General features: G+C 71.6%; 9 protein-coding genes and 1 pseudogene. 5 read left to right on the top strand and 5 right to left on the bottom strand.

Features of this window, described 5'->3' with window-relative positions:
• Positions 1 to 257: 257 nt before the first annotated feature.
• From ACFO6S_RS08140 to ACFO6S_RS08125, 4 genes are all read right to left on the bottom strand, one after another.
• On the bottom strand, positions 258 to 650 hold the full coding sequence (locus tag ACFO6S_RS08140) for an AMIN-like domain-containing (lipo)protein (protein ID WP_378415797.1): 393 nt from the start codon (positions 648 to 650) through the stop codon (positions 258 to 260).
• 321 nt (positions 651 to 971) lie between these two features.
• On the bottom strand, positions 972 to 1,880 hold the full coding sequence (locus tag ACFO6S_RS08135) for a tyrosine-protein phosphatase (protein WP_378415796.1): 909 nt from the start codon (positions 1,878 to 1,880) through the stop codon (positions 972 to 974).
• A gap of 104 nt (positions 1,881 to 1,984) precedes the next feature.
• A complete protein-coding gene (locus tag ACFO6S_RS08130; protein WP_378415795.1) occupies positions 1,985 to 2,878 on the bottom strand; it encodes a bile acid:sodium symporter family protein in 894 nt (297 codons plus the stop codon).
• Positions 2,879 to 2,999: 121 nt separating this feature from the next.
• A complete protein-coding gene (locus tag ACFO6S_RS08125; RefSeq protein ID WP_378415793.1) occupies positions 3,000 to 3,938 on the bottom strand; it encodes a methionyl-tRNA formyltransferase in 939 nt (312 codons plus the stop codon).
• Positions 3,939 to 4,060: 122 nt separating this feature from the next.
• Here ACFO6S_RS08125 and ACFO6S_RS08120 point away from each other — a divergent pair, with 122 nt between their 5' ends.
• The 5 genes and pseudogenes from ACFO6S_RS08120 to ACFO6S_RS08105 all read left to right on the top strand — a co-directional run bounded on the left by ACFO6S_RS08120 (position 4,061) and on the right by ACFO6S_RS08105 (position 23,548).
• Positions 4,061 to 4,861, top strand: a complete 801-nt coding sequence (locus ACFO6S_RS08120; protein ID WP_378415791.1) for an alpha/beta fold hydrolase — start codon at positions 4,061 to 4,063, stop codon at positions 4,859 to 4,861.
• An 87-nt stretch (positions 4,862 to 4,948) separates the two neighbouring features.
• Positions 4,949 to 17,290, top strand: a pseudogene (locus ACFO6S_RS08115) (amino acid adenylation domain-containing protein); the annotation flags it as partial.
• A gap of 75 nt (positions 17,291 to 17,365) precedes the next feature.
• On the top strand, positions 17,366 to 21,829 hold the full coding sequence (locus tag ACFO6S_RS21265) for an amino acid adenylation domain-containing protein (RefSeq protein WP_417715000.1): 4,464 nt from the start codon (positions 17,366 to 17,368) through the stop codon (positions 21,827 to 21,829).
• A 115-nt stretch (positions 21,830 to 21,944) separates the two neighbouring features.
• The gene (locus ACFO6S_RS08110; protein ID WP_465269190.1) at positions 21,945 to 23,318 is read left to right on the top strand and encodes a lysine N(6)-hydroxylase/L-ornithine N(5)-oxygenase family protein; all 1,374 of its coding nucleotides are present in this window, start codon (positions 21,945 to 21,947) and stop codon (positions 23,316 to 23,318) included.
• Positions 23,315 to 23,548: an MbtH family protein gene (locus ACFO6S_RS08105; protein ID WP_378415785.1), complete on the top strand. Its 234-nt coding sequence runs from the start codon at positions 23,315 to 23,317 to the stop codon at positions 23,546 to 23,548. Before ACFO6S_RS08110 ends, ACFO6S_RS08105 begins: the two co-directional genes overlap by 4 nt.
• On the opposite strand, the gene ACFO6S_RS08100 is transcribed toward ACFO6S_RS08105, so the two are convergent.
• Complete coding sequence (locus ACFO6S_RS08100; RefSeq protein ID WP_378415783.1) at positions 23,545 to 25,002, bottom strand: threonine/serine exporter family protein; 1,458 nt, start codon at positions 25,000 to 25,002, stop codon at positions 23,545 to 23,547. The genes ACFO6S_RS08105 and ACFO6S_RS08100 overlap by 4 nt on opposite strands.

Genomic DNA, 25,002 nt, shown 5'->3' with positions numbered 1-25,002 from the left:
CTGACCAGGCGAAGGCCTGAACACCCGCTGACAACTGGACCGGTTGCGTCCGAGGAGCTCTCGGATGCAGCCCTTTGCTTGCGGCGATAGTTACTGCGGGGTTCTCGCGTCGTTCTTGGGTCCGAAGCGATGATCGACGACGGCTCTTTCCGATGGCGCCGCGTACGGGTTGGCGGGACCGGCAGCGATCATGAGCAGGACCGTTCACTCCCGGCACTGAACGCCGGGTCGACCGTCGCCTGATGGCGCCGGTACAGCTACGAGTCGAACGAGATGGTGAGACGGGCCGGATCTGGCTCCTGCTCGATCACCACGTTCACATCCTTGGATCGGACCCCAATGAAGGACTGGTCCACGCCCGTGCGAGGCGGGAAGATCAGTACCTCAACGATTTCCGTTGCGTTCAACGGGGCAGACCTGGTACCGACATCGGCGCCGTCATCGGCCGACTCGGCCGCGGTCATGCCGGTGAAGTCGACTTGCAGTACACATGTCCCCGCGACGTCCACGACGCCACTACCGCCAAGCCGCAATGGCATCCCAACGAAGCGCACCGACCACCCGAGTCGGCCATCGCCCGTAAACGAATAGACGACTTGCTCCTCCCGCGCTGCGGATTCGCCGCGGGGTGCGATCGAGACTCCTGCCACGGCTGCGGTCGATCCAGGGAGAGGTGCAGGGTTGGCCTCGGTGGAGTCCTTCTGCGGGACGACGACCTTCGGGAGAGTCGGTACGTTGCCCGCCCCGACAGGAACCGTTCCTGACCACGACTCGGATCTGCCACAGTGTGTCGACTGCAACTCGGGACCGGATGAATCCTGGCCATCGACTCCGCCGCAACCAACGCAGGCAAGGAGTGCGGCCGCGGACCCGGCCAGTAGTGCACTTCGACTCATCTGTTTCCTTCTGAGAAGTGGTCGACTCGTCGCGTATGCCTCTCGACAGCTTGGCCCCGTCGTTCAGCGACTCCGTCAGACCAGCAGCTTGGCTCGCAGCGTGTCGATCGTCGGCTGATCGAGTCCTAGTCCGTCCCGCACGTAGTTGTCGAAGCTGCCGTAGAGCCGGTTCATCTGGGCGAAGGCGGCGTCGAGCCAGGACAGGTCGACCGCGTCCGTGCGACCGAGGTAGGTGTTCGATGCCATGAAGTCGGCGCTGACCATGTCGCGGGGGACGCCGAGCAGGGTGAGCAGCACCGCGGTGGCCCATCCGGTGCGGTCCTTGCCCGCGCTGCAGTGGAAGACGGTTGCGCCGGTGTCGTTCTGCGCGATGGCCTTCAGCAGGTCGGCGAACGCGATGTCGGAGCCGTGGTAGCTGACCATGAACGGGTACCCGATGGACTGCCCGATGTCGGAGGACCCGCTGACCGCGGCGTCGATCATCGCCCGGCCCAGGGTCACCGGCACGGACTCGTGGAACCAGACGCCGCTGTCGATGCCCACGACGTCGGCCACCTGGTACCGCACGCCGGCCGGAATCCGGTCCGGTGCCTCCTTGCGTTCGCCGGCGTTGCGCAGGTCCACGTCGAGGGTGAGGTTCGCGGCGGTCAGCTTGGCCTGGTCGGCGTCGGTGAGCGTGCTCAGCTTGTTGGAGCGGTAGACCAGGCCCTCGCGCACCTTCCGGCCGTCGGTGGTGGTGTAGCCGCCGACGTCGCGGAAGTTCCTGGCCGCTTCGAGGCGGACGGCGTCGGGGGACGGCGCGGGAAGTTCGGGCAGCGTCGTGGGCTCACTCGAACCGAAGTGGGACGACCCGGACATGATCGACCCCGTCGAGATGTCTGACGACTGCGCGGACGCCAGCGCCGGTCCGGCAAGCGCGGGCGTCAGCGCCAGCAGTGCGGCAAACGCGAGGCCCAACGGGCGGGCGGTCCGGCGTGCGGTCATCGTTGAGCTCCCTGGTACGCGCAGTTCGGGCGACGCGCCCCCTGCAAGCTCGTGCGAGATTACAAGTCGGCCCGCCGGTCCGGGACGAAATTCGCCCGTATCCGTCACGGTGCGACGGGCACCGCCTCGTCCTCGTCGGCTCGGGACGTGCGGGTGATCAGCCAGCCGAAGGCCGCCGCGATCGGGAACATCACGACCCCGTACACGGCCGCCGGCACGGCGAGCTGGACGTTGTCGAGCAGGCTGATCGCGATCGTCATGGCGAGGGTGCTGTTGTGGATGCCGATCTCCATCGAGCACGCGACGGCCTGGCGGTCCATGACGCCCAGTCGTCGCGGCACCAGGTATCCGACAGTCAGGCTCAGCACGCAGAACGCGACGGCGACGAGGCCGATCTGCGCGGCGTAGTCCGCGATGTTCTCCCGCTCGGCGGCGATGGTGCCCACGATTACCAGGGCCAGCACGGCGGCCGATCCGATCCGCACCGGACGGTCAGCGCGCTCGGCGAACCCGGGGGACCGACGGCGGGTGAACATACCGAGCGCGACCGGAATCAGCACCACGGCGAACACCTGCAGGACCTTGCTGAACTGCAGGCCGAGGCTGCCGTCGCCGTCCGCGGGGTCGAAGTAAACGAGTGCGAAGTTGGTGATCAGCGGCAAGGTCACCACGGCGATCACCGAATTGACCGCGGTCAAGGTGACGTTGAGGGCGACATCGCCGCGGAACAGGTGGCTGAACAGGTTGGCGGTGGTGCCGCCGGGGGAGGCGGCCAGCAGCATCATGCCCACGGCCAGCAGTGGATCGAGGTCGAATGCCGCCACCAGGCCGAAGGCGATCGCGGGCAGCAGCACCAGCTGGCAGACCAACGCGATCGCCACGGCCTTGGGGTGACGGGCGACCCGGGCGAAGTCCTCGACGGTGAGCGACAGGCCCAGGCCGAACATGATGATCGCCAGCGCGGCTGGCAACGCGACCGAGGTGAGGGCGGAATCCATGGTGTGTCACTGCTTCCGGGCTCGGCGTTGGATGTCCGCCCGAAGTTACAGTGCCGTCCGATATGTCGGGGTCATTTCGGTGAGGGTTGTTCGGTCGCCCGCCCGGTGCGGCCCCGCGGGCTCAGACGCCCAGGTACCCGCCCCCGTGCGGGAAGAACTCCTTGCCCGTCATCTCGGTGCCGTCGTCGAGGCGCACCCGCTCGATGGACAGCCCGTGGTTGCGTCCGCTCCAGGCGTCCGGCCCGGCGACGATGACCATGCCGTCGCCCTCGTGGATGAACACCCGCCCGGGGGTGCCGCCGTAGTAGCCCTTGGACACCGAGGACTCCAGCACGCGCACGCGCTGGCCCTTGAAGGTGGTGAAGGCGTTCGGGTACGGGTCGGACTGCGCGCGGACCAGGCGTTCGAGCACCTCGGCAGGCCAGGTCCAGTCGATGCGGCTGTCCTCGGCGGCCCGCTTGTGGAAGAACGTGGCCTGCGAGCGGTCCTGCGGGGTCCAGTCGGTGCGACCGGACTCGATCAGGTCGAGGGCGTCGAGGGTGATCGGGCCGATCATGTCGACGGTCCGGTGGAACAGGTCGGTGACGGTGTCCTTGGCGCCGACCGGCGTGGTGCGCTGCAGCACGATGGCGCCGGCGTCCAGTTCCTCGTCCATCAGGTGCGCGGTCAGGCCCACCTCGGACTCGCCGTTGATCAGCGCCCAGATCAGCGGCGAGAAGCCCGTGTATTTCGGCAGCAGCGAGTCATGGATGTTGAGGGTGCCGTAGCGCGGGCGGTCGAAGACGTCCTTGGGCAACCAGGTGCGCCAGTTGTTGGCGATGATGATGTCCGGGTCGGCGTCCGCCAGAGCCGCCTTGAAGTCCGCGTCCGGCTTGTTGGAGATGTGCACGGGGACCTCGTGCTCGGCGGCGAGGTCGGCGACGGAGTCGGCCCACATCCGCTCGTAGGCGTGCTCGCTCTTCGGGTGGGTGACCGCGAGGACCACCTCGTGCCGGGAGGCGAGCAGGGCCTGCAGGGTACGGTGACCCCAGGTCTGGTATCCGAGCGTGGCGACTCTCAACGGGTTCCTCCTGGACGAGCGCGGGTGCTTGCCGTCGATACTGATCGACGCGGGGCTAGCTTAGGCTAACCATATGCTTCGGGTGCGGACCTCTCCCCAGTTGCCGTCAGAAAGGTCCGTTCATGCCGCTCGCCACGATCAATGGGATTCAACTGAATTACCAGGTCAAGGGCTCAGGCGACCTCGTCGTCCTGATCATGGGCACGGGCAGTCCGGGCCGGGTCTGGGAACTGCACCAGGTGCCGGCGCTCGTCGCGGCCGGCTACCGGGTGTGCACGTTCGACAACCGGGGCATCGCGCCGACCGACGAGTGCGCGGACGGCATCACCATCGAGGACCTGGTCGCTGACACCGCCGCGCTGATCGAGCGCCTCGGCGGCCCCGCCCACGTGATCGGCACCTCGCTCGGCGCCCGGGTGGCGCAGGAGCTCGCGCTGACCCGTCCGGACCTGGTCCGCAAGGCCATCTTCCTGGCCGCGCACGGTCGCCGCGACACCCTGCAGAAGGCGCTGTCCGAGGGCGAGCGGGAGATGGACCGCAAGGGCATCACGCTGCCCACCGAGTACCGGGCGGCGATCACCGCCGTGCTGAACCTGTCCCCGGCGTCGATGGTCGACCCCATGGCGGCGCAGGACTGGCTGGACATCTTCGCGTTCTCCAAGGCGGACACCACGCCGGGAGTGCGGGCGCAGCGCAACCTCGACGACTTCGGCGACCGGCTTGCGGCCTACGGCCGGATCACCGTTCCGTGCCTGTCCGTCGGTTACGCCGACGACCGCCTGGTGCCGGCGTACCTGGCAGCGGAGGTGGGCAAGGCGATCCCCGGCGCCGAGTACCTGGAGCTGCCGGACTGCGGTCACTACGGCTACCTCGAACGGCCAGAGGTGGTCAATGCCGCGATCCTGGACTTCCTGAAGAGGTAGTTTGTCTACCCTAATGGGGGATAGCCTATCCTAAGGTCCGGTATCTGACGCAGCTCGTGGGCGTCGCGCAACGATGATCGGACATCAATGGCTTCCCTCCACGACTCGTCGGCACCCGCTCCGATGACGGGCACCTGGCTGCCCGTCTCGGCCGCCCAGTCGGAGGTGTGGGTCGCGCAGCAGTTGGCACCGCGCAGCGCGGCGTACAACATCGCCCTCACCGTCCGGGTGAACGGACCTGCGGACGTCGAGCGGTCCGCCGCCGCGGTACGTCGCACGATCACCGCCGCGCAGGCACTGCACGTGCGGTTCGAGCTCGGCGCGGACCGGGTGCTGCGGCAGCAGCCGACCGACCCCGAGGCGTGGAAGCTGCAGGTGCTGGACCTGCGCGCGGAACCCGACCCGGACGCGTCCGCCCGGGCCTGGGTCGCGCGCGACCTGGCGACCGTCGCCGAACTCGGCGGCGCCGGTCCGCTGTTCACCCAGGCGCTGCTGCGCGTCGGTGACGAGGACCTGCGCTGGTACCAGCGTTACCACCACAGCCTCATCGACGGGTACGGGATCTCGTTGCTGGTCGCGGACGTCGCGGCCCGGCAGGACGACCCGAACCTCGATACCCCGCAACAGGACTGGTCGCTGCGGACCGCGATCGACGCCGACGCCGACTACCGGTCCTCCGCTCGGTTTGCGGCGGACCGGGACCACTGGCTCGAGGTGCTGGCCGATGCGCCCGAGCCGCCGAGCCTGCTGCCGGCGCCGTTGGACCCGACGGCTCCGCCGGTCGTCAGCACCGTCGAACTGGACCCGGACACCGTCGCTGCGCTCTACCGCTTCGCCGACGACGCCGGCATCCGGCGCACCCGGGTGCCGATGGCGATGCTCGTGGCCTACATCCACCGGATCACCGGGGTGTCGGACCTGCTGCTGTCGGTGCCGCTGACCGGCCGCACCGGCCGTGCGCTGCGCAACCTCCCCTCGATGGCATCGACGATCCTGCCGCTTCGGGTGCGGGTCGACGCGGACACCACGCTCGCGGAACTGGTCCGCCGGATCGACAACGCGCTGGTCGGCATGCTGCGGCGCGGGCGCTACCGAGGCGAGGACCTGGCCCGGGAGCTGCGCGCCACCGACCCGTCGCGGCGGGTCTTCGGGCCCGGCATCAACGTGATGATGTTCGACCACGTGCTGACCTTCGCCGGGAACCCGGTGCGCGCAGAGAGTTCGGTGACCGGTGCGGTCAACGATCTCGACTTCACCGTGCAGGGTGGCCAGGAAGCCGCGGACGGTCAGGAAGCGGAGCCGATCCGGATCGACCTGCGCGCCGGTGCCGGACTGGACGCCGAGCTCGGCAGGCACCGCGAGCAGCTCTCCCACTACCTGCACGAGCTGATCTCGGACCCGTCGCGTCCGGTCGGCGAGTACGACGCGATGTCGGCCGGGCAGCGCCGGCAGGTGCTGGTCGGGTGGAACGACACCGCCGCGCCGCAGGACTCGCGCACGGTGCCGGAACTATTCGCCGCGCAGGTGGCCGCGACCCCGGACGCGACGGCGCTGATTGCGGGCGAGGTCCGGCTGACGTACGGCGAGCTCGGCGCCCGCGTCAACCAGTTGGCGAGGCACCTCCTGGAGCGCGGTCTGCGTTCGGAAGAAGTTGTTGCGGTGGGGCTTCCGCGTTCCGCGGAGATGGTGGTCGGTCTGCTGGCGGTCATGACGGCGGGCGGCGCCTTCGTCCCGTTGGACCCGGACTGGCCGGCCGAGCGCCGATCCCAGGTGCTCGCCGACGCCGCCGTCCGGCTGGTGCTCACCGCGGCCGACGCAATCGACGTCGGGGCAGCAGCCGTCCCGGTGAGCCTGGACGGCTGGGCCTACCCGAACCTGGCGGACGGGCCGCTGGATCGCCGGATCGACGGCCGGTCGCTGGCGTACGTCATCTTCACCTCCGGATCCACCGGCCGCCCGAAGGGCGCGATGATCCGGCACGAGGCGATCTGCGCCCGGCTGGGCTGGCAGGTCGACGAGGTGCTCGGCTTCGGTGCGGATGATGCGTCGCTGTTCAAGGCGCCCTTGGCATTCGACATCTCGGTCAACGAGGTGCTGCTGCCGCTGGTGTCCGGCGGCCGACTGGTGGTCGCCGAGGCCGGTGGCGAACGTGACGCCCAGTACCTGCTGGACCTGATCGAACGCGAACGCGTCACCTTCGTGTACCTGGTGTCCTCGATGCTCAGCGTGCTGCTGGACCTGGCCGAGGGCACGCCCGCGCTCGACGGACTGCGGCACGTGTGGTGCGGCGGCGAGGTGCTGACCCCGGAACTGTTCGACCGGTTCCGCCGCCAGCTCACCACCACGCTCTACCACGGCTACGGGCCGGCCGAGGCGACCATCGGTGTCTCCCACGTGATCTACCGGGACCGGGCCGAGCGGATCGCCTCGTCCATCGGACGGCCGAACCCCAACACCGAGCTCTACGTCCTCGACGGCCGGATGCGGCCGGTCCCGCCGGGCGTCGGTGGCGAGCTGTACGCGGCCGGCTACCTGCTGGGCCGCGGCTACGTGGGGGCACCGGCGCTCACCGCGACCCGCTTCGTGGCGAACCCGTTCGACGAGAACGGATCCCGCCTCTACCGGACCGGCGACCTGGCGCGCTGGACCGAGGACGGCACCCTCGACTTCATCGGCCGCGCCGACAACCAGGTCAAGATCCGCGGCATGCGCCTCGAGCTCGAGGACGTCGAGGCCGCGCTGGCGTCGCACCCCGCGGTTCGGCAGTGCGCGGTGCTGGTCCGTGAGCAGGCCGGCGCCAAGTACCTGGCGGGCTACGTGGTCACCGACGGCGCGGTCGACGCCGTCGCGCTGCGATCCTGGGTGGCCGCCCGGCTGCCCGAGTACATGGTGCCGACGGCCGTGGTGGTGATGGACGTCTTCCCGCTCACCGCGAACGGCAAGCTGGACCGTCGCGCACTTCCGGAACCGGACCTGCGCGACGGGCTCTCGGGTCTCGCGCCGCGCACCGAGCTGGAACGGCGGCTCGCGACGGTGGTGGCGGGCGTCCTCGGGCAGGACGAGGTGGGCGTCACCGACGACTTCTTCGCGCTCGGCGGCGACAGCATCGTGGCCATTGCGCTGGTGAACCAGGCACGCGCCGCCGGGCTGCACTTCAGTGCCCGCGAGGTGTTCGCGCTGCGCACGGTCGAGGCGCTGGCCCGCGAGGTGGAGGGCCGCGAGGCGGCCGAGGTGGACGTGGCGGACGTGCCGACCGGCGACATCCCCGAGACCCCGATCGTGGCTCGCGCCAGGACCTTCGGCGACGCCGTCGCCCGGTTCCACCAGTCGGTGCAGGTGCGTACCCCGGCCGGGCTCACCGGCGACGCGGTGCGGACCGCGCTGCAGGCGGTGCTGGACCGGCACCCCGCGCTGCGGGCGCGGCTGGACCGCGGCGAGCAGTGGGTGCTGGCGGTGCCCGGGCCGGGCGTGCCCGACGCGGCGGAGCTGCTGCAGACGGTGGACGCGGCCTCCTACGACGCGGACGCGCTCGAGGACGTGGTGGCGGGGGCGGCGGCATCGGCCCTCGACCGACTGGACCCCGACGCCGGTGTGATGCTGCAGGCGGTCTGGTTCGACGCCGGCGAGGCGCGGCCCGGTCGGCTGCTGCTCGTGGTCAATCACCTCGTGGTGGACGGGGTCTCGTGGCGGATCCTGCTCGAGGACCTGGCCCGGGCGGCACACGGCGCGGACCCGGACCCGGTGGCGGGTACGTCGCTGCGCCGCTGGGCGCAGCTGTTGGGGGAGCGGGCCAGGGCCGGCGCCTTCGACCACGAGCTGGACTTCTGGCGCGGCGTCACCGCCGCCGCCGAGCCGTCGCTCGGTGCCGGTCGCCTCGACCCGGTACGCGACACCTGCGGCCAGTCGCAGACGCTGACCGTCGAGCTGGCGCCGGAGCTGACCGCGCCCCTGCTCGCCTCGGTACCCGCGGCGTTCGGCGGCGGCGTCAACGACGTGTTGCTCACCGCGCTGGCCGGGGCCCTGGCCGCGGGCCACGGCCGCGTGGCGGACGGCGGATCGGCCCCGAGCACCCAGGTGCTGATCGACCTGGAGGGCCACGGCCGCGAGGAGGACGCCGCCGGTCGGCCCGTGGACCTCGGGCGCACCGTCGGCTGGTTCACCAGCCTGTACCCGGTGCGCCTGGACGCCGGTCGCGTCGACCTCGACGACCCGGCGGCGATGGCGGCCGCGCTGAAGGCGGTCAAGGAACAGTTGCGGGCGGTGCCCGGAAACGGAATCGGTTACGGCGCACTGCGATACCTCAGTCCGGCCGGCCTCGAACTGGAATCGGCGGCGCAGCCGCAGGTGCTGCTCAACTACCTCGGCCGGGTTGCGGCCGGCGCCGGCGACTGGCTGCCGTTGACGATGACCGGTGCCCAGGACCCGGCGGCGCCGATGGGCCACGCCCTCGCGCTCGACGCCGTCGCCGCGGACGGCCCCGACGGGCCGACGCTGCGGACCACCCTCACCTGGGCGCCGGGGGTGTGCACCCGGGGGCAGGTCGAGGCCCTCGCGGCCGACTGGACGCGGGCGCTGACCGCGCTCGCGGCCGCCGCCGCATTCGGCGGCGCCACCCCGTCGGACTTCCCCCACGCGGCGCTGACCCAGCTCGACGTGGACCGGCTGCGCACCGACGTGCCGACGGTGGCCGATGTGCTGCCGCTGACCCCGCTGCAGGAGGGCATCTACTTCCACAGCGCATTCGAGGAGGAGGGCGCCGACCCGTACGTGGTGCAGCAGGCCATCGAGCTGACCGGCCCGGTCGACGCGGACGCGCTGCACGCGGCGCTGCAGGCGGTGGTGGACCGGCACGCCGCACTGCGGATCGGGATGCATGCGCTCGCCGACGGCCGGGTGGTGCAAGTGGTGGCCGCCGGTGCCCGAGTGCCGATGGCGGTCGAGGACCTGCGCGGGCTCGGCGAGGATGCGGCACGCGAGCGGGTACGAGAGCTGCTCGCGCAGGAGCGGATCCGCGGGTTCGACCTCGAGCGGGCGCCGCTGCTGCGGTACACCCTGGTGGTCCTCGACGACGGACGCCACCTGCTGCTGCAGTCGATCCACCACATCGTGGCCGACGGCTGGTCGGTGCCGGTGATGCTGCGCGAGCTGATGGCGCTGTACGCCCCCGCCGACACCACGCCGCCCGCCCTCCCCGCGGCGGTGCCGTACCGGAACTACCTGGGCTGGTTGGCGTCCCGCGACCGCGAGCAGTCGCTCGGGGCGTGGCAGACCGCGCTGGCCGGGGTCGAGGAGCCTGCGGGAGTGGGTGCGACGGCAGTCGACGCCGACGCCGGAGCGCGGGACCTGCGGGTGCGGCTGACCGCGGCGCAGACCGCGGACCTGGTGGACTTCGGCCGCACGCACGGCCTGACGTTGAGCACCCTGGTGCACGGTGCCTGGGGTCTGCTCCTGGGCCGGCTGTCCGCGCGCCACGACGTGCTGTTCGGTTCGACGGTGTCCGGCCGGGGCGGCGACCTGCGCGGCATCGAGTCGATGGTCGGCCTGTTCATCAACACCGTTCCGTCCAGGATGCGTTACCGTGCAGACGAATCCGTGGTCGACGCGTTGACCCGTTGGCAGGACGAGCAGTCCGCTCTGCTCGACCACCAGTACGTCGGGCTCAGCGAGCTGCGCAGGCTCACCGGCCTGCACAACCTCTTCGACACCCTGGTGGTGTTCGAGAACTACCCGCTCGGCGCCGGAGCGGTCGCCGATCCCAGCGGCGTGCTGGAGATCACCGGCATCACCTTCGAGGAGAACCCGGCCTACCCGGTGACGCTGATCGTCGTGCCGGGCGAGCAGCTGCAGATCGAGGTGAAGTACCAGGCGTCCGTGGTGGATTCGGCGACCGCATCCAGGTTGGCGCGGGGGATGACGGCCTTCCTCACGGCGCTGTCGGCGGGCGGCGACCGGACGATCGCGACGCTGGCCCTGATGTCCGAGTCGGAGCGCGGCGAACTCGAGGCCGGTTGGGCGGCGCCGGTGGGGGTCGCGGAGACCCGCACCTTGCCGGACCTGCTCGACGAACAGGCCGTCCGTACCCCGGACGCGGTGGCCGTGGAGTTCGAGGGCGAGGAGCTGACCTACGCGCAGCTGCACGCGCGGGCAGATGCGTTGGCGCGCGTCCTCGTCGGCCGCGGCGTCGGCTCGGAGTCGGTGGTGGCCGTCGCGCTCGGGCGTTCGCTCGAGTTGATGGTCGCGTTGCTGGCGATCGGGAAGGCCGGCGGCGCCTACCTGCCGCTGGACCTGGACTACCCGGCGGACCGGCTGGCCTACATGCTCACCGACGCGGCACCGGTGTGCCTGCTCACCGACGGCGCCGCGTTCCCGGCGGACACCGCGGTCCCGCAGCTCCCGGTGGTGCTGGCCGACCTGGTCGCGACCGACGCCGCGGCGGCGCAGGGCAAGGGCCCGGCGGGCCGTGTCGGCGCGGCCAACCCCGCGTACGTGATCTACACGTCCGGTTCCACCGGGCGTCCCAAGGGCGTCGTGGTGCCGCACGCGGGTGTGGTGAACCGGCTGTTGTGGATGCAGGACGTGAACCCGCTGGCGGTGGGCGATTTGGTGCTGCAGAAGACGCCGTCCAGCTTCGATGTCTCGGTGCCGGAGTTTTTCGGCCCGTTGATCGCCGGTGCGACCGTGGTGCTGGCCCGGCCGGGCGGGCACCGTGAACCCGGCTACCTGGCCGAGTTGATCCGCGAACGCGCGGTCACGCGAGCGCATTTCGTGCCCTCCATGCTCGAGCTGTTCCTCGCCGAGCCGGCCGCCGCGCGGTGCTCCGGGCTGCGGGTGGTCGCCTGCTCGGGCGAAGCCCTGCCCGCCGCCAGCGCCCGCCGGTTCGCGGAGGTACTGCCGGGGGTCCGGCTCGACAACCTGTACGGCCCCACCGAGGCCGCGGTGGAGGTCAGCTACCACTTCGACGCGCAGAACATCGCGGCCCGGGCGCTTTCGGTGCCGATCGGCCTGCCGGTGGCCAACACCCGGCTGTACGTGCTCGACCAGTACCTGAACCCGGTCCCGGCAGGCGTCGAGGGCGAGCTGTACCTGTCCGGGCCGCAGCTGGCCCGGGGCTACCTGGGCCGGGCGGGGTTGACCGCGGACCGGTTCGTGGCGGACCCGTTCGTCACCGGCGCGAGGATGTACCGGACCGGCGACCTGGTGCGCTGGACGGACGGCACCCTCGACTACGTCGGTCGAGCCGACGACCAGGTGAAGCTGCGCGGATTCCGGATCGAGCTGGGCGAGATCGAGTCCGCGTTGCTGGCCGGACCGGCGGTGGCGCGGGCCGCGGTGGTGGTCCGCGAGGACGTCCCGGGACGTCGCCAGCTCGTCGCCTACGTGGTGCCGACCGGCGCGGCGGGCACGAGCGACCATGCCGAGCGGCTGCGGGCGTCACTGCCCGAGCACATGGTGCCCAGCGCGTTCGTGGAACTCGCGGCGTTGCCGTTGACCCCGAGCGGCAAGCTCGACCGAAAGGCGCTGCCGGCTCCCGACTTTGCGGCTGTGGTCTCCGGGCGGGCCCCGCAGTCCGCCGTCGAGGCGCGGCTGACGGCGCAGTTCGCCGAGGTGCTGGGCCTCGAGCGGGTCGGCGCGGACGATGACTTCTTCACCCTCGGCGGCGACAGCATCGTCGCTATCCGGCTGGTGAATGTGGCCCGCCGCGCGGGCGTCACCCTGACTCCCCGGCAGATCTTCGAGCACCGCACCCCGGCGGCGCTGGCCAGGCTGATCGGCGACGCGCCGACCGACGCCGTCGACGACGGGTCCGCTGCGGTCGTCGACGGCATCGGCGAGGTGACGGCGTTGCCCGTCGTGCACCGGCTCTCCGAATGGTCGGGCGGCACAGACCGTTTCAACCAGGCGATGCTGGTGCACACCCCGGTCGGCGCCGACACGGCCACGTTGACCGCGGCCCTCCAGGCCGTGCTGGACCACCACGACGGCCTGCGCGCCCGGCTGACCAGGCATGCGCCCGGGGTGTGGACCACCGAGACCACCGCGCCGGGCAGCGTCGCCGCCGCGGCGATGTTTCACGTGGTTGCGACGAGTCCCGACCCGGACGCGTTGCGCGCCGCCGTGGCCGAGCAGTCCGACGCCGCCGCCGACCGACTCGACCCCGCCGCGGGCGTGATGGTGCAGGCGGTGTGGTTCGACACCGGCTCCGGGAACCCGGGCCGGCTGCTGCTGATCGCGCACCACCTCGTCGTGGACGGGGTGTCCTGGCGAATCCTGCTCGAGGACCTGGCCATGGCCGCGGTCGCAGCCGCCGCGGGGGAGGCGCCCGCGCTGGACCCGGTGGCAACCTCGCTGCGCGGGTACGGCCGCCTGGTCGCCGACCACGCCCAGCGCGCCGACCGGATCGCCGAGCTCGCGCACTGGACCGCGGTCACCGCGCCCGGCGCAGCCCTGGTACCGGAGGTCGACGGGGCGGCCACCATCGGAACCGGTGCCCAGCACGATGTCTCGCTCTCCGTCGCGGACACCACCGCGGTCCTGACGGCGGTCCCCGCGCTGGCTCACGCCGACGTCACCGATGTGTTGGTCGCGGCGCTGCGGATCGCCGTCGCCGGGTGGCACGCGGAGACCGGCCGGGACGCGGGCGCGGACCTGCTGGTGGATCTCGAACGGCACGGTCGGGAGGAACTCGAGCCCGGTGTCGACCTCTCCCGCACCGTCGGCTGGTTCACCAGCATCAGCCCGGTTAGGCTGCCGGCCGCGTCGGACCCGCTGGAGGTGCTCAAGGCGGTCAAGGAACGGCTTCGGTCCGCGCCCGACGGCGGCATCGGGTACGGCATGCTGCGCTACGCCAACCCCCGCACCGCGGGACTGCTCGGTGCTCGTGCCGAGTCGCAGGTGCTGTTCAACTACCTGGGTCGGATGCCCTCGACGCAGGCCGGTGCCGCGATCGCCTGGACGCCCGCGCCCGAGACCGCGGTGCTGGCAGCCGATCCCGACGCGGACATGGGCGGGCCGTACCGGCTGATCGTCAACGCCTACTGCGAGGACACCGTCGACGGCCCGGTCTTGCGGGCGGTGTTCGGCCGCTCCGAACTCGGACTGACCGCCGCCGACGGCGACGCCCTCGCCGCGGGTTGGGCGGCGGCGCTGAGCGACCTCGCGCAGACTGCGCGGGAGAGCGACGGGCCGGGCGCACTGACCCCGTCCGACGTGCCGCTGGTCTCGCTCAGCCAGGGCGAACTCGACCGGATCGCGGCCGCCAGCCCCGACGGCGTCGACGCGGTGTGGCCGCTCTCCCCGCTGCAGGAGGGCCTGTACTTCCAGGCCACCTACGACGCGTCGCCTGCCGCGACCGATGACGCTCCCGCCGACATCTACACCGCGCAGTTCACGCTCGACTTCGAGCACCGGATGGACGTGGACCGGCTGGCCGCGGCGCTGCGCACCCTGCAGCGCCGGAACCCCACCCTGCGAGCGGGTTTCGTCAGCGACGGGCTGAGCGAGCCCGTGCAGTTCCTGACCGCCGGGCTGGACGTTCCGATCACCGAGTACGACCTGCGCGAGCTGGACCAGGAGCTGCGGGAGCCGCACGCCGCGGAACTGGCCGCCCGCGACCGGCTCACCCCGTTCGACCTGACCGCGCCGCCGCTGTGGCGGGTGATGCTGATCCGGCTGGACGACGAACGCGACCGGCTGGTGGTCAACCGTCAGTTCCTGCTCTGGGACGGCTGGTCCAACGGACTGGTGGTCAGCCAGCTGCTGGCGTTCTACGACCTGGCCGGGGACGACTCCGCCTTCCCGGTGCCCGCAGGCGGTTTCGACGACTACCTGCACTGGCTCGCCGGACGCGACGACGAGTCCGGCCGGGCGGCTTGGCGCGACGGGCTGGCCGGGATCGAGGAGCCGACGCTGCTCGGGGCCGCCGTGCCCGGCGTCCCGCAGCCGCCGCAGCGCCGCGACGCGGTGCTCACGCCCGAGCTCACCGCGCGGCTCGGCGCCCGCGCCGCCGCGAGCGGGGTCACCCTCAACACCGTGCTCGGCGCCGCGCTGGCGCTGGTGCTCGGCGCGGCCACCGGTCGCGACGACGTGGTGTTCGGCATCACTGTCGCCGGGCGTCCGCCCGAGGTCGACGGACTCGACTCGGTGGTCGGCCTGTTCCTCAACACGGTGCCGGTACGCACCACGCTGCGCCCCGGCGAGCGGGTCGAGGAATTGTTGCGGCGCAGCCAGTCCGAGCGGCTGGCGCTGACGGCACACGACTACCTCGGGCTGGCGACGATCGCGCGCGAGTCCGAGCACCGTCAGCTCTTCGACGTGCTCTACGTGCTGCAGAACTTCGTCGACGACGATCAGGTGTCGGCGCTCAACAGCGCGCACGACATCAGCGGCGGCGACAGCATCGACCACACCCACTACCCGCTGACCGTGGTGGTCACCCCGGGAACCCGGGTGCGGGTCAAGTTCGAGTTCCGGCCCGAGGCGATCGGCGAGCCTGCGGTCGAGGCGCTGCTGGCCCGCTTCGTCGGGTTGCTCGAGACGTTCGCCGACGACGTGTCCGGGCTGGTCGGCGGGCTTGACCTGTCCCTGTCGGTCGAGCGGGCCGCGCTGACCGCGGCGCCGACGGTCAGGGAGCTGCCGGAGGCGACGATCGCGGACCTGTTCGCCGACGCCGCCGCCCGCACCCCGGACGAGGTGGCGCTGGTGTTCGGCGCCGACCGGGTCAGCTACGCGGACCTGGACGGCCGGATCAACGCGGTGGCCCGGCGGCTGCTGACGCACGGCGCCGGACCGGAACGCATTGTGGCCCTGGGTCTGCCGCGGTCGGTGGAGATGGTGGTGGCGCTGTTCGCGGTGCTGCGCACCGGCTCGGCCTACCTGCCGCTCGAGCTCGACCACCCCGCCGAGCGGCTCGTCGGGATGCTCGACGACGCGCGACCGGTGACCCTGGTGACCACCGAGGCCGTGCGCGAGAGCCTGGTCGGCTACTCCGGCGACGTCGTCCTGCTCGGTGCGGAGTCCGCACGCGGCCTCGCCACCGGCCCGCTGACGGCGGACGAGCTCGGCGGGTTCGCGCCCGGAACCCCCGGCCGGCTCGACCACCCGGCCTACGTGATCTACACGTCCGGGTCGACGGGCAAGCCCAAGGGCGTGGTCACCGGCTACCGCGGCCTGACCAACATGCAGTTCAACCACCGCGCAGAGATATTCGAGCCGACGATCTCGATGACCGGCGGCCGGCGCCTCCGGATCGCGCACACGGTCTCGTTCGCGTTCGACATGTCCTGGGAGGAGCTGCTCTGGCTCGTCGAGGGACACGAGGTGCACATCTGCGACGAGAACCTGCGCCGCGACGCGGAATCGCTGGTGGCGTACTGCAACACGCACCGCATCGACGTCGTCAACGTGACGCCCACCTACGCCCAGCACCTGTTCGAGGAGGGCCTGCTCGACGACGGTCCGGGCGAACACCGGCCGCCGCTGGTGCTGCTCGGCGGCGAGAACGTGCCCGACGCCGTCTGGAATCGCCTGCGCGATACCGACGGAACCTTCGGCTACAACCTGTACGGGCCCACCGAGTACACCATCAACACCCTCGGCGGCGGCACCGGCGACTCGGCGACCTCCACCGTCGGCGCCCCGATCTGGAACACCCGCGCGCACATCCTGGACGGCTGGCTGCGGCCGGTGCCGGACGGTGTCGCGGGCGAGCTGTACATCTCCGGTGTGGGCCTGGCCCGCGGCTACCTGGACCGTTTCGGCCTGACCGCCGAGCGCTTCGTGGCCGACCCGTTCCTGACGGGCGCGCGGATGTACCGCACCGGTGACCTGGTCCGCCGTCGTCCGGCTACCGGCACGGCCGGGGAGATGCAGTGCATCGACTTCCTCGGCCGCACCGACGACCAGGTCAAGATCCGCGGTCACCGCGTCGAACTGGGCGAGATCGAGTCGGTCCTGTCCGGCCTCGACGGCGTGCGGCAGTGCGCCGTCATCGCGGCGCCCGGACCCGGCGGCGTCAAGCGGCTCCTCGCCTACGTGGTGCCCTCCGGGCCCGTGAGCGATTTCGGCGGGGGCCAGAAGTACGCACAGGCGCTGCGCGCCTGCCTGCCGGACTACATGGTGCCCGCGGCGTTCGTGCCGACCGAGACCCTGCCGATGACGGTGAACGGCAAGCTCGACGTGCGCGCGCTGCCGCCGGTACCCGAGGCGGTCGGGTCGGGGGCCTCGCGCCCGCCGGCCGACCACGTCGAGGAGGTGCTGTGCGCGCTGTTCGGTGAGGTGCTCGACGTCGCCGAACTCGGTGTCGAGGACAGCTTCTTCGACCTCGGCGGGCACTCGCTGCTCGCGACCCGGCTGATCAGCCGGGCCCGCACCGCCCTGTCCACCGAGCTGTCCATGCGCGACCTGTTCGAGGCGCCAACGGTCGCCGAGCTCGCCGAGCGGGTCCGCGCCCGCGGCGACGCGGTCCGCCCGGTGCTGGCCCCCGCGGTCCGGCCGGCGCACCTGCCGATGTCCTCCGCGCAGCAGCGGCTCTGGCTGATCCAGCAGATCGAGGCGGACTCGGTGTCCCCGGACGGCGTGCCCGCCGGGGCCGCCTACAACTTCCCGATCGTGCTGCGACTGCGGGGCGAACTCGACACCGCCCTGTTCGCGGCCGCCCTCGCCGACGTGGTCGGCAGGCACGAGTCGCTGCGGACGGTCTTCGGCGAGGTCGACGGGCTGCTCGTGCAGCGGGTCCTCGACGAGGCGACCCCGGAGCTGACGGTGCTCGACGGAACCGAGGCCGAGGTCGCGGACCTGGTCCGCGGCGCGGTGCTGCGGCCGTTCGACCTGACCCGCGAGATCCCGGTGCGCGGCACCGTGATCCGGCTGGATACGGACGATCACGTCCTGGCGCTGGTGCTGCACCACATCGCCACCGACGAGTGGTCGGACCGGCCGTTCCTGCGAGACCTGATGCTCGCCTACGGTTCCCGGGCACACGGTCAGGCCCCGCAGTGGGAGCCGCTCGCGGTGCAGTACGCCGACTACACGCTGTGGCAGCGCGAACTGCTCGGCGACGCCACGGACCCGGAGTCGGTGCTGAGCACCCAGCTCTCGTACTGGGAGCGGACGCTCGCCGGAGCGCCGGAGGAGCTGACGCTGCCCACCGACCGGGCCCGGCCCGCGCGGCCGAGCTTCGCCGGCGGCGCCGTCGAACTGGACCTGGACCCCGGCACCACCGCGGCACTGCGGACGCTGGCCGCCCGTTCGGGCGCCAGCATGTTCATGGTGCTGCACGCGGCCGCCGCCGCGCTGCTCAACAGAATCGGTGCGGGCGAGGACCTGCCGCTCGGCGCCCCGATCGCCGGGCGCACCGAGCAGGGCCTCGACGAGCTGGTCGGCTTCTTCGTCAACACCCTGGTGCTGCGCACCGACGTGAGCGGCAACCCGACCTTCGGCGAGCTGCTGGGCCGGGTCCGCGAGCTCGACCTCGCGGCGTTCACCCACGCCGACGTCCCGTTCGAATCCGTTGTGGAGCGCCTGAACCCGGCCCGCACGCTGGCACGGAACCCGCTGTTCCAGGTGATGGTCGGCTACCACAGCCGGGCCGCCGACATCACCGAGCTGGGTGGCCTGACGCTGGAGCCGGTGCCGCTGCAGGAGCGGACCGCGAAGTTCGACCTGGTGTTCAACTTCACCGAGTTCCTGCCCGCGGCAGGGGGGTCGGGCGACGACGACGGCAGGATCACGCTGCGCCTGGAGTACGGCACCGACCTGTTCGACCGGTCCACAGCCGACGCGATCGCCCGCCGACAGCTGGCGTTGCTCGACGCCGTCGCGCAGGATCCGTCGACCCAGATCGGCGCGGTGGACGTGTTCCTGCCGGGCGAGCGCGAGCTGGTGCTGGTGGAGTTCAACGACACCGGCCGGGAGGTGCCGGAGGAGACCCTCGACGCCTCCTTCGCGCGCTGGGTGGCGGCAACCCCGGACGCGACGGCCGCGCTGGACGAGCACGGCAGCCTGACCTACGCCGAGCTCGACGAGCGGTCCGACCGGATCGCCGCGGTGCTCGCCGGCCGCGGCGTCGGCGCGGAATCGGTGGTGGGCCTCGCGGTTCCGCGTTCGGTGGACATGGTCGCCTCGGTGCTGGCGGTGCTCAAGCTGGGGGCCGCGTACCTGCCCCTGGACCTGAGCCACCCCGCCGACCGGATCTCGTACATGCTGGTCGACTCGGCCGCGGGCGTGCTGCTGAGCACCGCCGCGGAGTCCGCGCGGATCGAGGAGGCGCCCGGCCTGGCCCGGGTGCTGCTCGACGATCCGGGGACGGCAGCGGAACTGGCCTCGGCATCGAAGCCGGTAGCCGCGGTGCCCGCGGGCATCGACCACGCCGCCTACGTCATCTACACCTCCGGATCCACGGGTCGGCCGAAGGGCGTGGTGGTCTCGCACGAGGGCATCTCCAGCCTGGTCGCCACCGCCGAGGACCGGATGAAACTGGTCCCGGGCTCGACCGTGCTGCAGTTCGCCTCGGTCGGTTTCGACGTCGCGGTGTTCGAACTGTCGATGGCCCTGTGCACCGGCTCACGCCTGGTGATCGTGCCGGACCGGTCCCGGGTCGCGGGCCCGGAGCTCACCGACTTCATGCACGAGCACGCGGTGACCCACGCGATCGTCCCGCCGTCGCTGATGGCGGCACTGCCGCCGGGCGCCCTGGTGCCCGAGGGCTGCACGGTGCTGGTCGGCACCGAGACCGTGCCGCCGGACCTGATCGGTCGGTGGGCGGAGCGGCTGAACCTGCTCGCCGCCTACGGCCTGACCGAGGCGACGGTGAACAACACGCTCTGGCAGGCGAAGCCGGGCTGGAACCAGGCCGTGCCGATCGGCATCCCGGACCCCAACGAGCAGGCGTTCGTCCTCGACTCGCGGCTGCGGCCGGTGCCCGTCGGCGTCGCGGGCGAGCTGTACATCGCCGGTCGCGGCCTGGCCCGCGGGTACCTCGGCAAGCCCGCGCTGACGGCGGGTCGCTTCGTCGCCAACCCCTTCGGGCCCGGACGGATGTACCGCACCGGCGACCTGGCGCGCTGGCGTACGGACGGCAACATCGACTTCCTCGGCCGCGTCGACGACCAGGTGAAGATCCGGGGCTTCCGCATCGAACTCGGCGAGATCGTCGCCGCGCTCGCGGACAGCCCGGGCGTCAACCAGTCCGCCGTCGTCACCGACCGGGACGGGGCGATCGCCCGACTGATCGGGTACGTGGTCCCGCTCGACGGCGCGGCCGTCGAGCCGGCGGCGGTCCGCGCCCACGTGGCGGCGTCGCTGCCGGACTACATGGTGCCGTCCGTGGTGGTGGTGCTCGACGGGCCGCTGCCGCTGACCCCGAACGGGAAGCTGGACCGCAAGGCGCTGCCCGCGCCGGACTGGTCGGAGCTGACCGGCGACGTGGCGCCGCGCACCGACCGTGAGGCGGTGATCGCGGGGCTGTTCGCGGAGATCCTGGGCCTGCCGTCGGTCGGCGTGCACGACAGCTTCTTCGACCTCGGCGGCCATTCGATGGCGTCGATGCAGCTGGTGGGCCGGGTGCGCACGGAACTCGGTGCGCAACTGAGCATCCGGGAGGTGTTCGAGGCGCCGACCGTGGCCGAGTTGGCGGCGCTGACGGTCACCGCGGACGGTGACCGGCCTGCCCTGACGGCGCGGGTGGGTGCCGCGTCGGACGTCCAGGGGGAGCTGGCACCGGTGCAGCGTCACCAGTGGTCGGCGTACCGGGACTCCGGTGTGGCCAGCCATGCGCTCTCGCTCTACCCGGAGCGGCCCGTCGACGCGGCGGTGCTGGCGCGGGCGCTGGAGCTGGTGGTGTCCCGGCACGAGCCGCTGCGCACGGCGTTCGTCGTCGACGGCGACGTGGTCCGGGGCGTCCCGGTTTCGGGTCCGCGTCTCGAGCGCGTCGACGTCGGGGACGGCGACCTCGCGGCGCAGGTCTTCGAGCTCGCGCAGCGGCCGATGGACCTGGACGCGGACGCACCGCTGCGGGTGACGCTGCTCGAGACGGCCGACGGCAGGCAGGCGTTGCTGCTGGCGATGCACTACCTGGCCGTCGACGAGTGGTCGGTGGTGCCGCTGCTCGGCGAGCTGCTGGCGGGCTACCTCTCGCTGCTCGCCGGCGCCGAACCGGAACTGCCCGCGCTGCCGGTCGGCTACGCGGACTACGTCACCTGGACGGGCCGGGTGCTCGGCGATGCCGATGACGAGTCCAGCAGGCAGGCAACGCAACTGAGCTACTGGCGCGAGCGGCTGGACGGCATCCCGCAGCGGCTGAACCTGCCGGGGGAGCGGCCGACGCGTCCCGCCGGGGGCGACCTGGTGGCCCTGCCGATCGATGCGGACCTGCACGTCGGGATCGACGCGCTGGCGCGCCGGACCGGGACGTCGATGTTCATGGTCCTGCAGTCGGCGCTGGCGGCGGTGCTCACCGAATCCGGTGTGGGCGAGGACCTCCCGATGGGATCGCTGGTCGCCGGCCGGGCGGAGGAAGCGCTGGGCGGACTCGTCGGCTGCTTCTTCAACACCGTCGTGCTGCGCACGGACACCTCGGGCGGGCCGACCTTCGCGGAACTGCTGGGCCGGGTCCGGGCGTCGAACCTGGCGGCCCTGGACCATCAGGACATCGGGTTCGCCGCCGTGGCGGCGGACCTCGGCGGCGAGGTGCTGCGGCCGCAGGTGCTGGTGGTGCACCACGAACAGGCCGACCTCGGCGCCGTCGACGACGCGTTCGGGGCGCTGCTCCCGGTGCCGGTGGGGGTGCCGGCCGCGGACCTGACGCTGAGCTTCTACGAGCCGGTCGGGCCGGGTCCGGTGCACGCCTTCCTCGGCTACCGCACCGACGTGCTCGAGCCCGCGGTGGCGGCGGAACTCGCCGACCGACTGGCGGCGCTGCTGGCGGCGGTGTGCGAGGACGAGGGTCTGCGGGTCGGGAGGGCAGGGGAGTGACCGGGTGGGCGTTTCGATTTAGGGTAGGCTGCGCTACTATTCGGCACGGATCGATTGCCTGGTCCGCACGCTCTCCTGCACCTACCGCAGCCGCCGGCCGTTCCGGCGAGGATGGATGACCGCCATGGAATCGACACACGCCGAGGGTGACCGTTCGCAGTCGCTCGACCTGGTCGGCGTCGGGTTCGGCCCGTCCAACCTCGCCCTGGCCATCGCCATCGAGGAACACAACAGGGTGTGTGCCCCGGGCGAGCGGGTGGAGGCGCGTTTCCTCGAGCGGCAGGACACCTTCCGCTGGCACCCGGGCATGCTGCTCGACGGTGCCACCATGCAGATCGCCTTCCCCAAGGACCTGGTGACCTTCCGGAACCCGGCGAGCACCTTCAGTTTCTTCTCCTACCTGTTCGACAAGGGCCGGCTGGTCGACTTCGTCAACCACCAGACCTTCTTCCCGGCCCGGCACGAGTTCAACGACTACCTGCAGTGGGCGGCCGAGCGGGTCGACGCGGACGTGCGCTACGGGTCGCCGGTCACCCGGGTCGCCGGGGTGTCCGGACCGGACGGTGCCGTCGACGAGTTCGAGGTCCAGACCGCGGACGGGCAGACAGTGCGCGCCCGTAACCTGGCCGTCGGTGCGGGGCTGCAGGAGCGGATACCGGACTGGGCCACCCCGTCGACGCGCTGCTTCCACAACCATCAGTTCCTGTTCCGGATCGAGGAGCTGCCCGAGCTGGTCCACCAGCGTTTCGTGGTGCTCGGCGCCGGGCAGAGTGCGGCAGAGGTGGTGCAGTACCTGCACCGGAACTACCCGCAGGCCGAGGTGCACAGCGTGTTCTCCCGCTACGGCTACAGCCCGGCGGACGACAGCCCGTACGCAAACCGGATCTTCGACCCGTCCACCGTCGACGAGTTGCACGGCGCGGAGCGCACGGAACGCGAGCGGCTGCTCGACCTGCACCGCAGCACCAACTACTCGGTGGTCGACATCGAGCTGATCAACGAGCTGTACACCACCGAGTACCAGGAGATGGTCCGTGGGCCACGGCGGCTGTTCATGCGCCGGGCAGCGGAGATCACGCAGGTGACGGACGGTGACGACGGCATCGAGGTGCGCGTCCGGAGCCGGCTCGACAACCTCACCGATACCCTGATGTGCGACGCGGTGGTGCTGGCGACGGGATTCACGCCGACCCCGCTCAGCAGCCTGCTCGGCGACCTGGCCCCGGCGGACGACGCGGTGACCGAGGTGGACCGCGACTACCGGCTGGTGACCGCGCCCGAGGTGAGCGGCGGCATCTACCTCCAGGGCGGCACGGAGAAGACGCACGGCCTGACCGCGTCGCTGCTGTCCAACGTGGCCGTACGCGCCGGGGAGATTCTCACTTCTCTGCTGCAAAACCGATCGGAACGCGGCAGTCTTGATAGTGTCAAGCTTTCCACGCGGGTGGAAAATTCGAAGAACGAGTTTGCGACAAGCGAGGCCAGATGAGCACCAACCCCTTTGACGACGAAGACGGCCGTTTCTACGTCCTCGTGAACGACGAGGACCAGCATTCGCTGTGGCCGACCTTCTCTGACGTGCCGCAGGGCTGGCGCGTCGTGTTCGGCGAGGAGAGTCGTCAGGCCTGCGTCGAGTACGTGGAGAAGAACTGGACCGACATGCGGCCGAAGAGTCTGCGTGAGGCCATGGAGAAGGACAAGGCCGCCGGCAACAGCTAGCGAGCTTGATCGTTCGGCCACTCCTGGCCGCCCGACCTGTGGCGACGCAGCGTCGGGCGCCGGAGTGAACCGGTCCGTCGGAGAATCCGCGGCCGACGAAGTGTCCGTGCCCCCCATTCGCCGAGCGTGACGCCGGACGCGAGGGCCACCCCGATGGCGAACGCGGACAGCAGCGCGCTCAGTCCCAGCAACAACTGGTTCTGCAGCAGCGAGTACAGACCCCGGTACAGCGAGAGTCCGGGCAGCAGTGGCGTGATGCCCGCGACCGCGACCACCTGCGGCGGTGTCAACGCCCGCCTGGCCATCAGGCCGCCACCGAATCCCACCACCGTCGCCGCAATCGCCGAGCCGACGACCGGCCCCATTCCGTAGTACTGGGTTGCCGAGTACACCGCGATGCCCACGGCGCCGCCGATCCCGGCGGCGGTGAGCGCCCGACGTTCCGCGTAGCAGGCCACCGCGAAGAACAGCGAGGTGAAGGCGCCCGCGACCACCCGGATCGAGATCTGCGCGAATGCAGGCGCCTCCGCAGGGGTGGTGCTGGGCAGCGTGGACCCCAGCGCCGAGGCGACCCGCAACGAGAGCGCGACGCCCGCGATGATGCCACCGGTCATCATCACCACCTCGAAGAAGCGGGCGGCCGCGGTGATCGGTGCACCGGTGATGGCGTCCTGCACGGAACCGACCAGCGACAGCCCCGACAGCAGCACGATCATCCCCGCCGCGATGACCAGCGACGGCCGGATGCTGATGCCCAGTGCGTCGCGGAAGGTGTAGAGCAGGCTCGCCGGCGCGGCGGCGATCAGCCCGCCGACAACGTGCTGGTAGAAGAACGGCAGCCCGATCGAGTTGAGTCGTCGGTTGGTGCGGTCGATGACCATCGTCGTGAAGAAGCTGACGATCGCGACCAGCACGCCGCCGCCGAGGAGCACCGCCGCCGAGGCCGCCATCGACGCCCAGGCGAAGGTCGCCGTCCATCGGTTGTAGGGGTGTGGGGCCTCGTTGATCGCGACGAGCGTGTCGTGCGCCTCGCCGGGGCCGACGGCCTCGGTTCGCAGGCGCCGGGTCAGCCGGTCGACCGCGGCGAGCCGGGTGAAGTCGAGGGACCGGTAGTGCACGATGCGCATGGTGGTGGCGGGCGGCATCGTCGGGCCGCGATAGGCGCTGATGCGGATCGAGTTGTAGGTGACGTCGACGTCGCAGCGCGCCAGGCCGTAGGTCGCGGCGACGAACTGCACCTGCGCGGCGGTGTCGACCGCGGAGGTGCCCGACGCCAGCAGCACCTCGCCCGAGCGCACCGCGATGTCGAGCACCTCGGCGACCCGGGCGTCCTCGGTGAGGTCGATCGGCTGCAGCGGCGCGGGTGCGGCGGTCGGCGCGTCGATCACCGACCGTTCCTCGCCGATCAGGCGGTTCAGCCAGGCGAACGCGTCCCTCGGGCGCCACGCCCACAC

The sequence above is a fragment of the Rhodococcus kronopolitis genome (assembly GCF_042654025.1).
In the GTDB taxonomy this organism is placed as follows: domain Bacteria; phylum Actinomycetota; class Actinomycetes; order Mycobacteriales; family Mycobacteriaceae; genus Rhodococcus_G; species Rhodococcus_G kronopolitis.
This window is presented reverse-complemented; position numbering and strand designations above follow the sequence as displayed.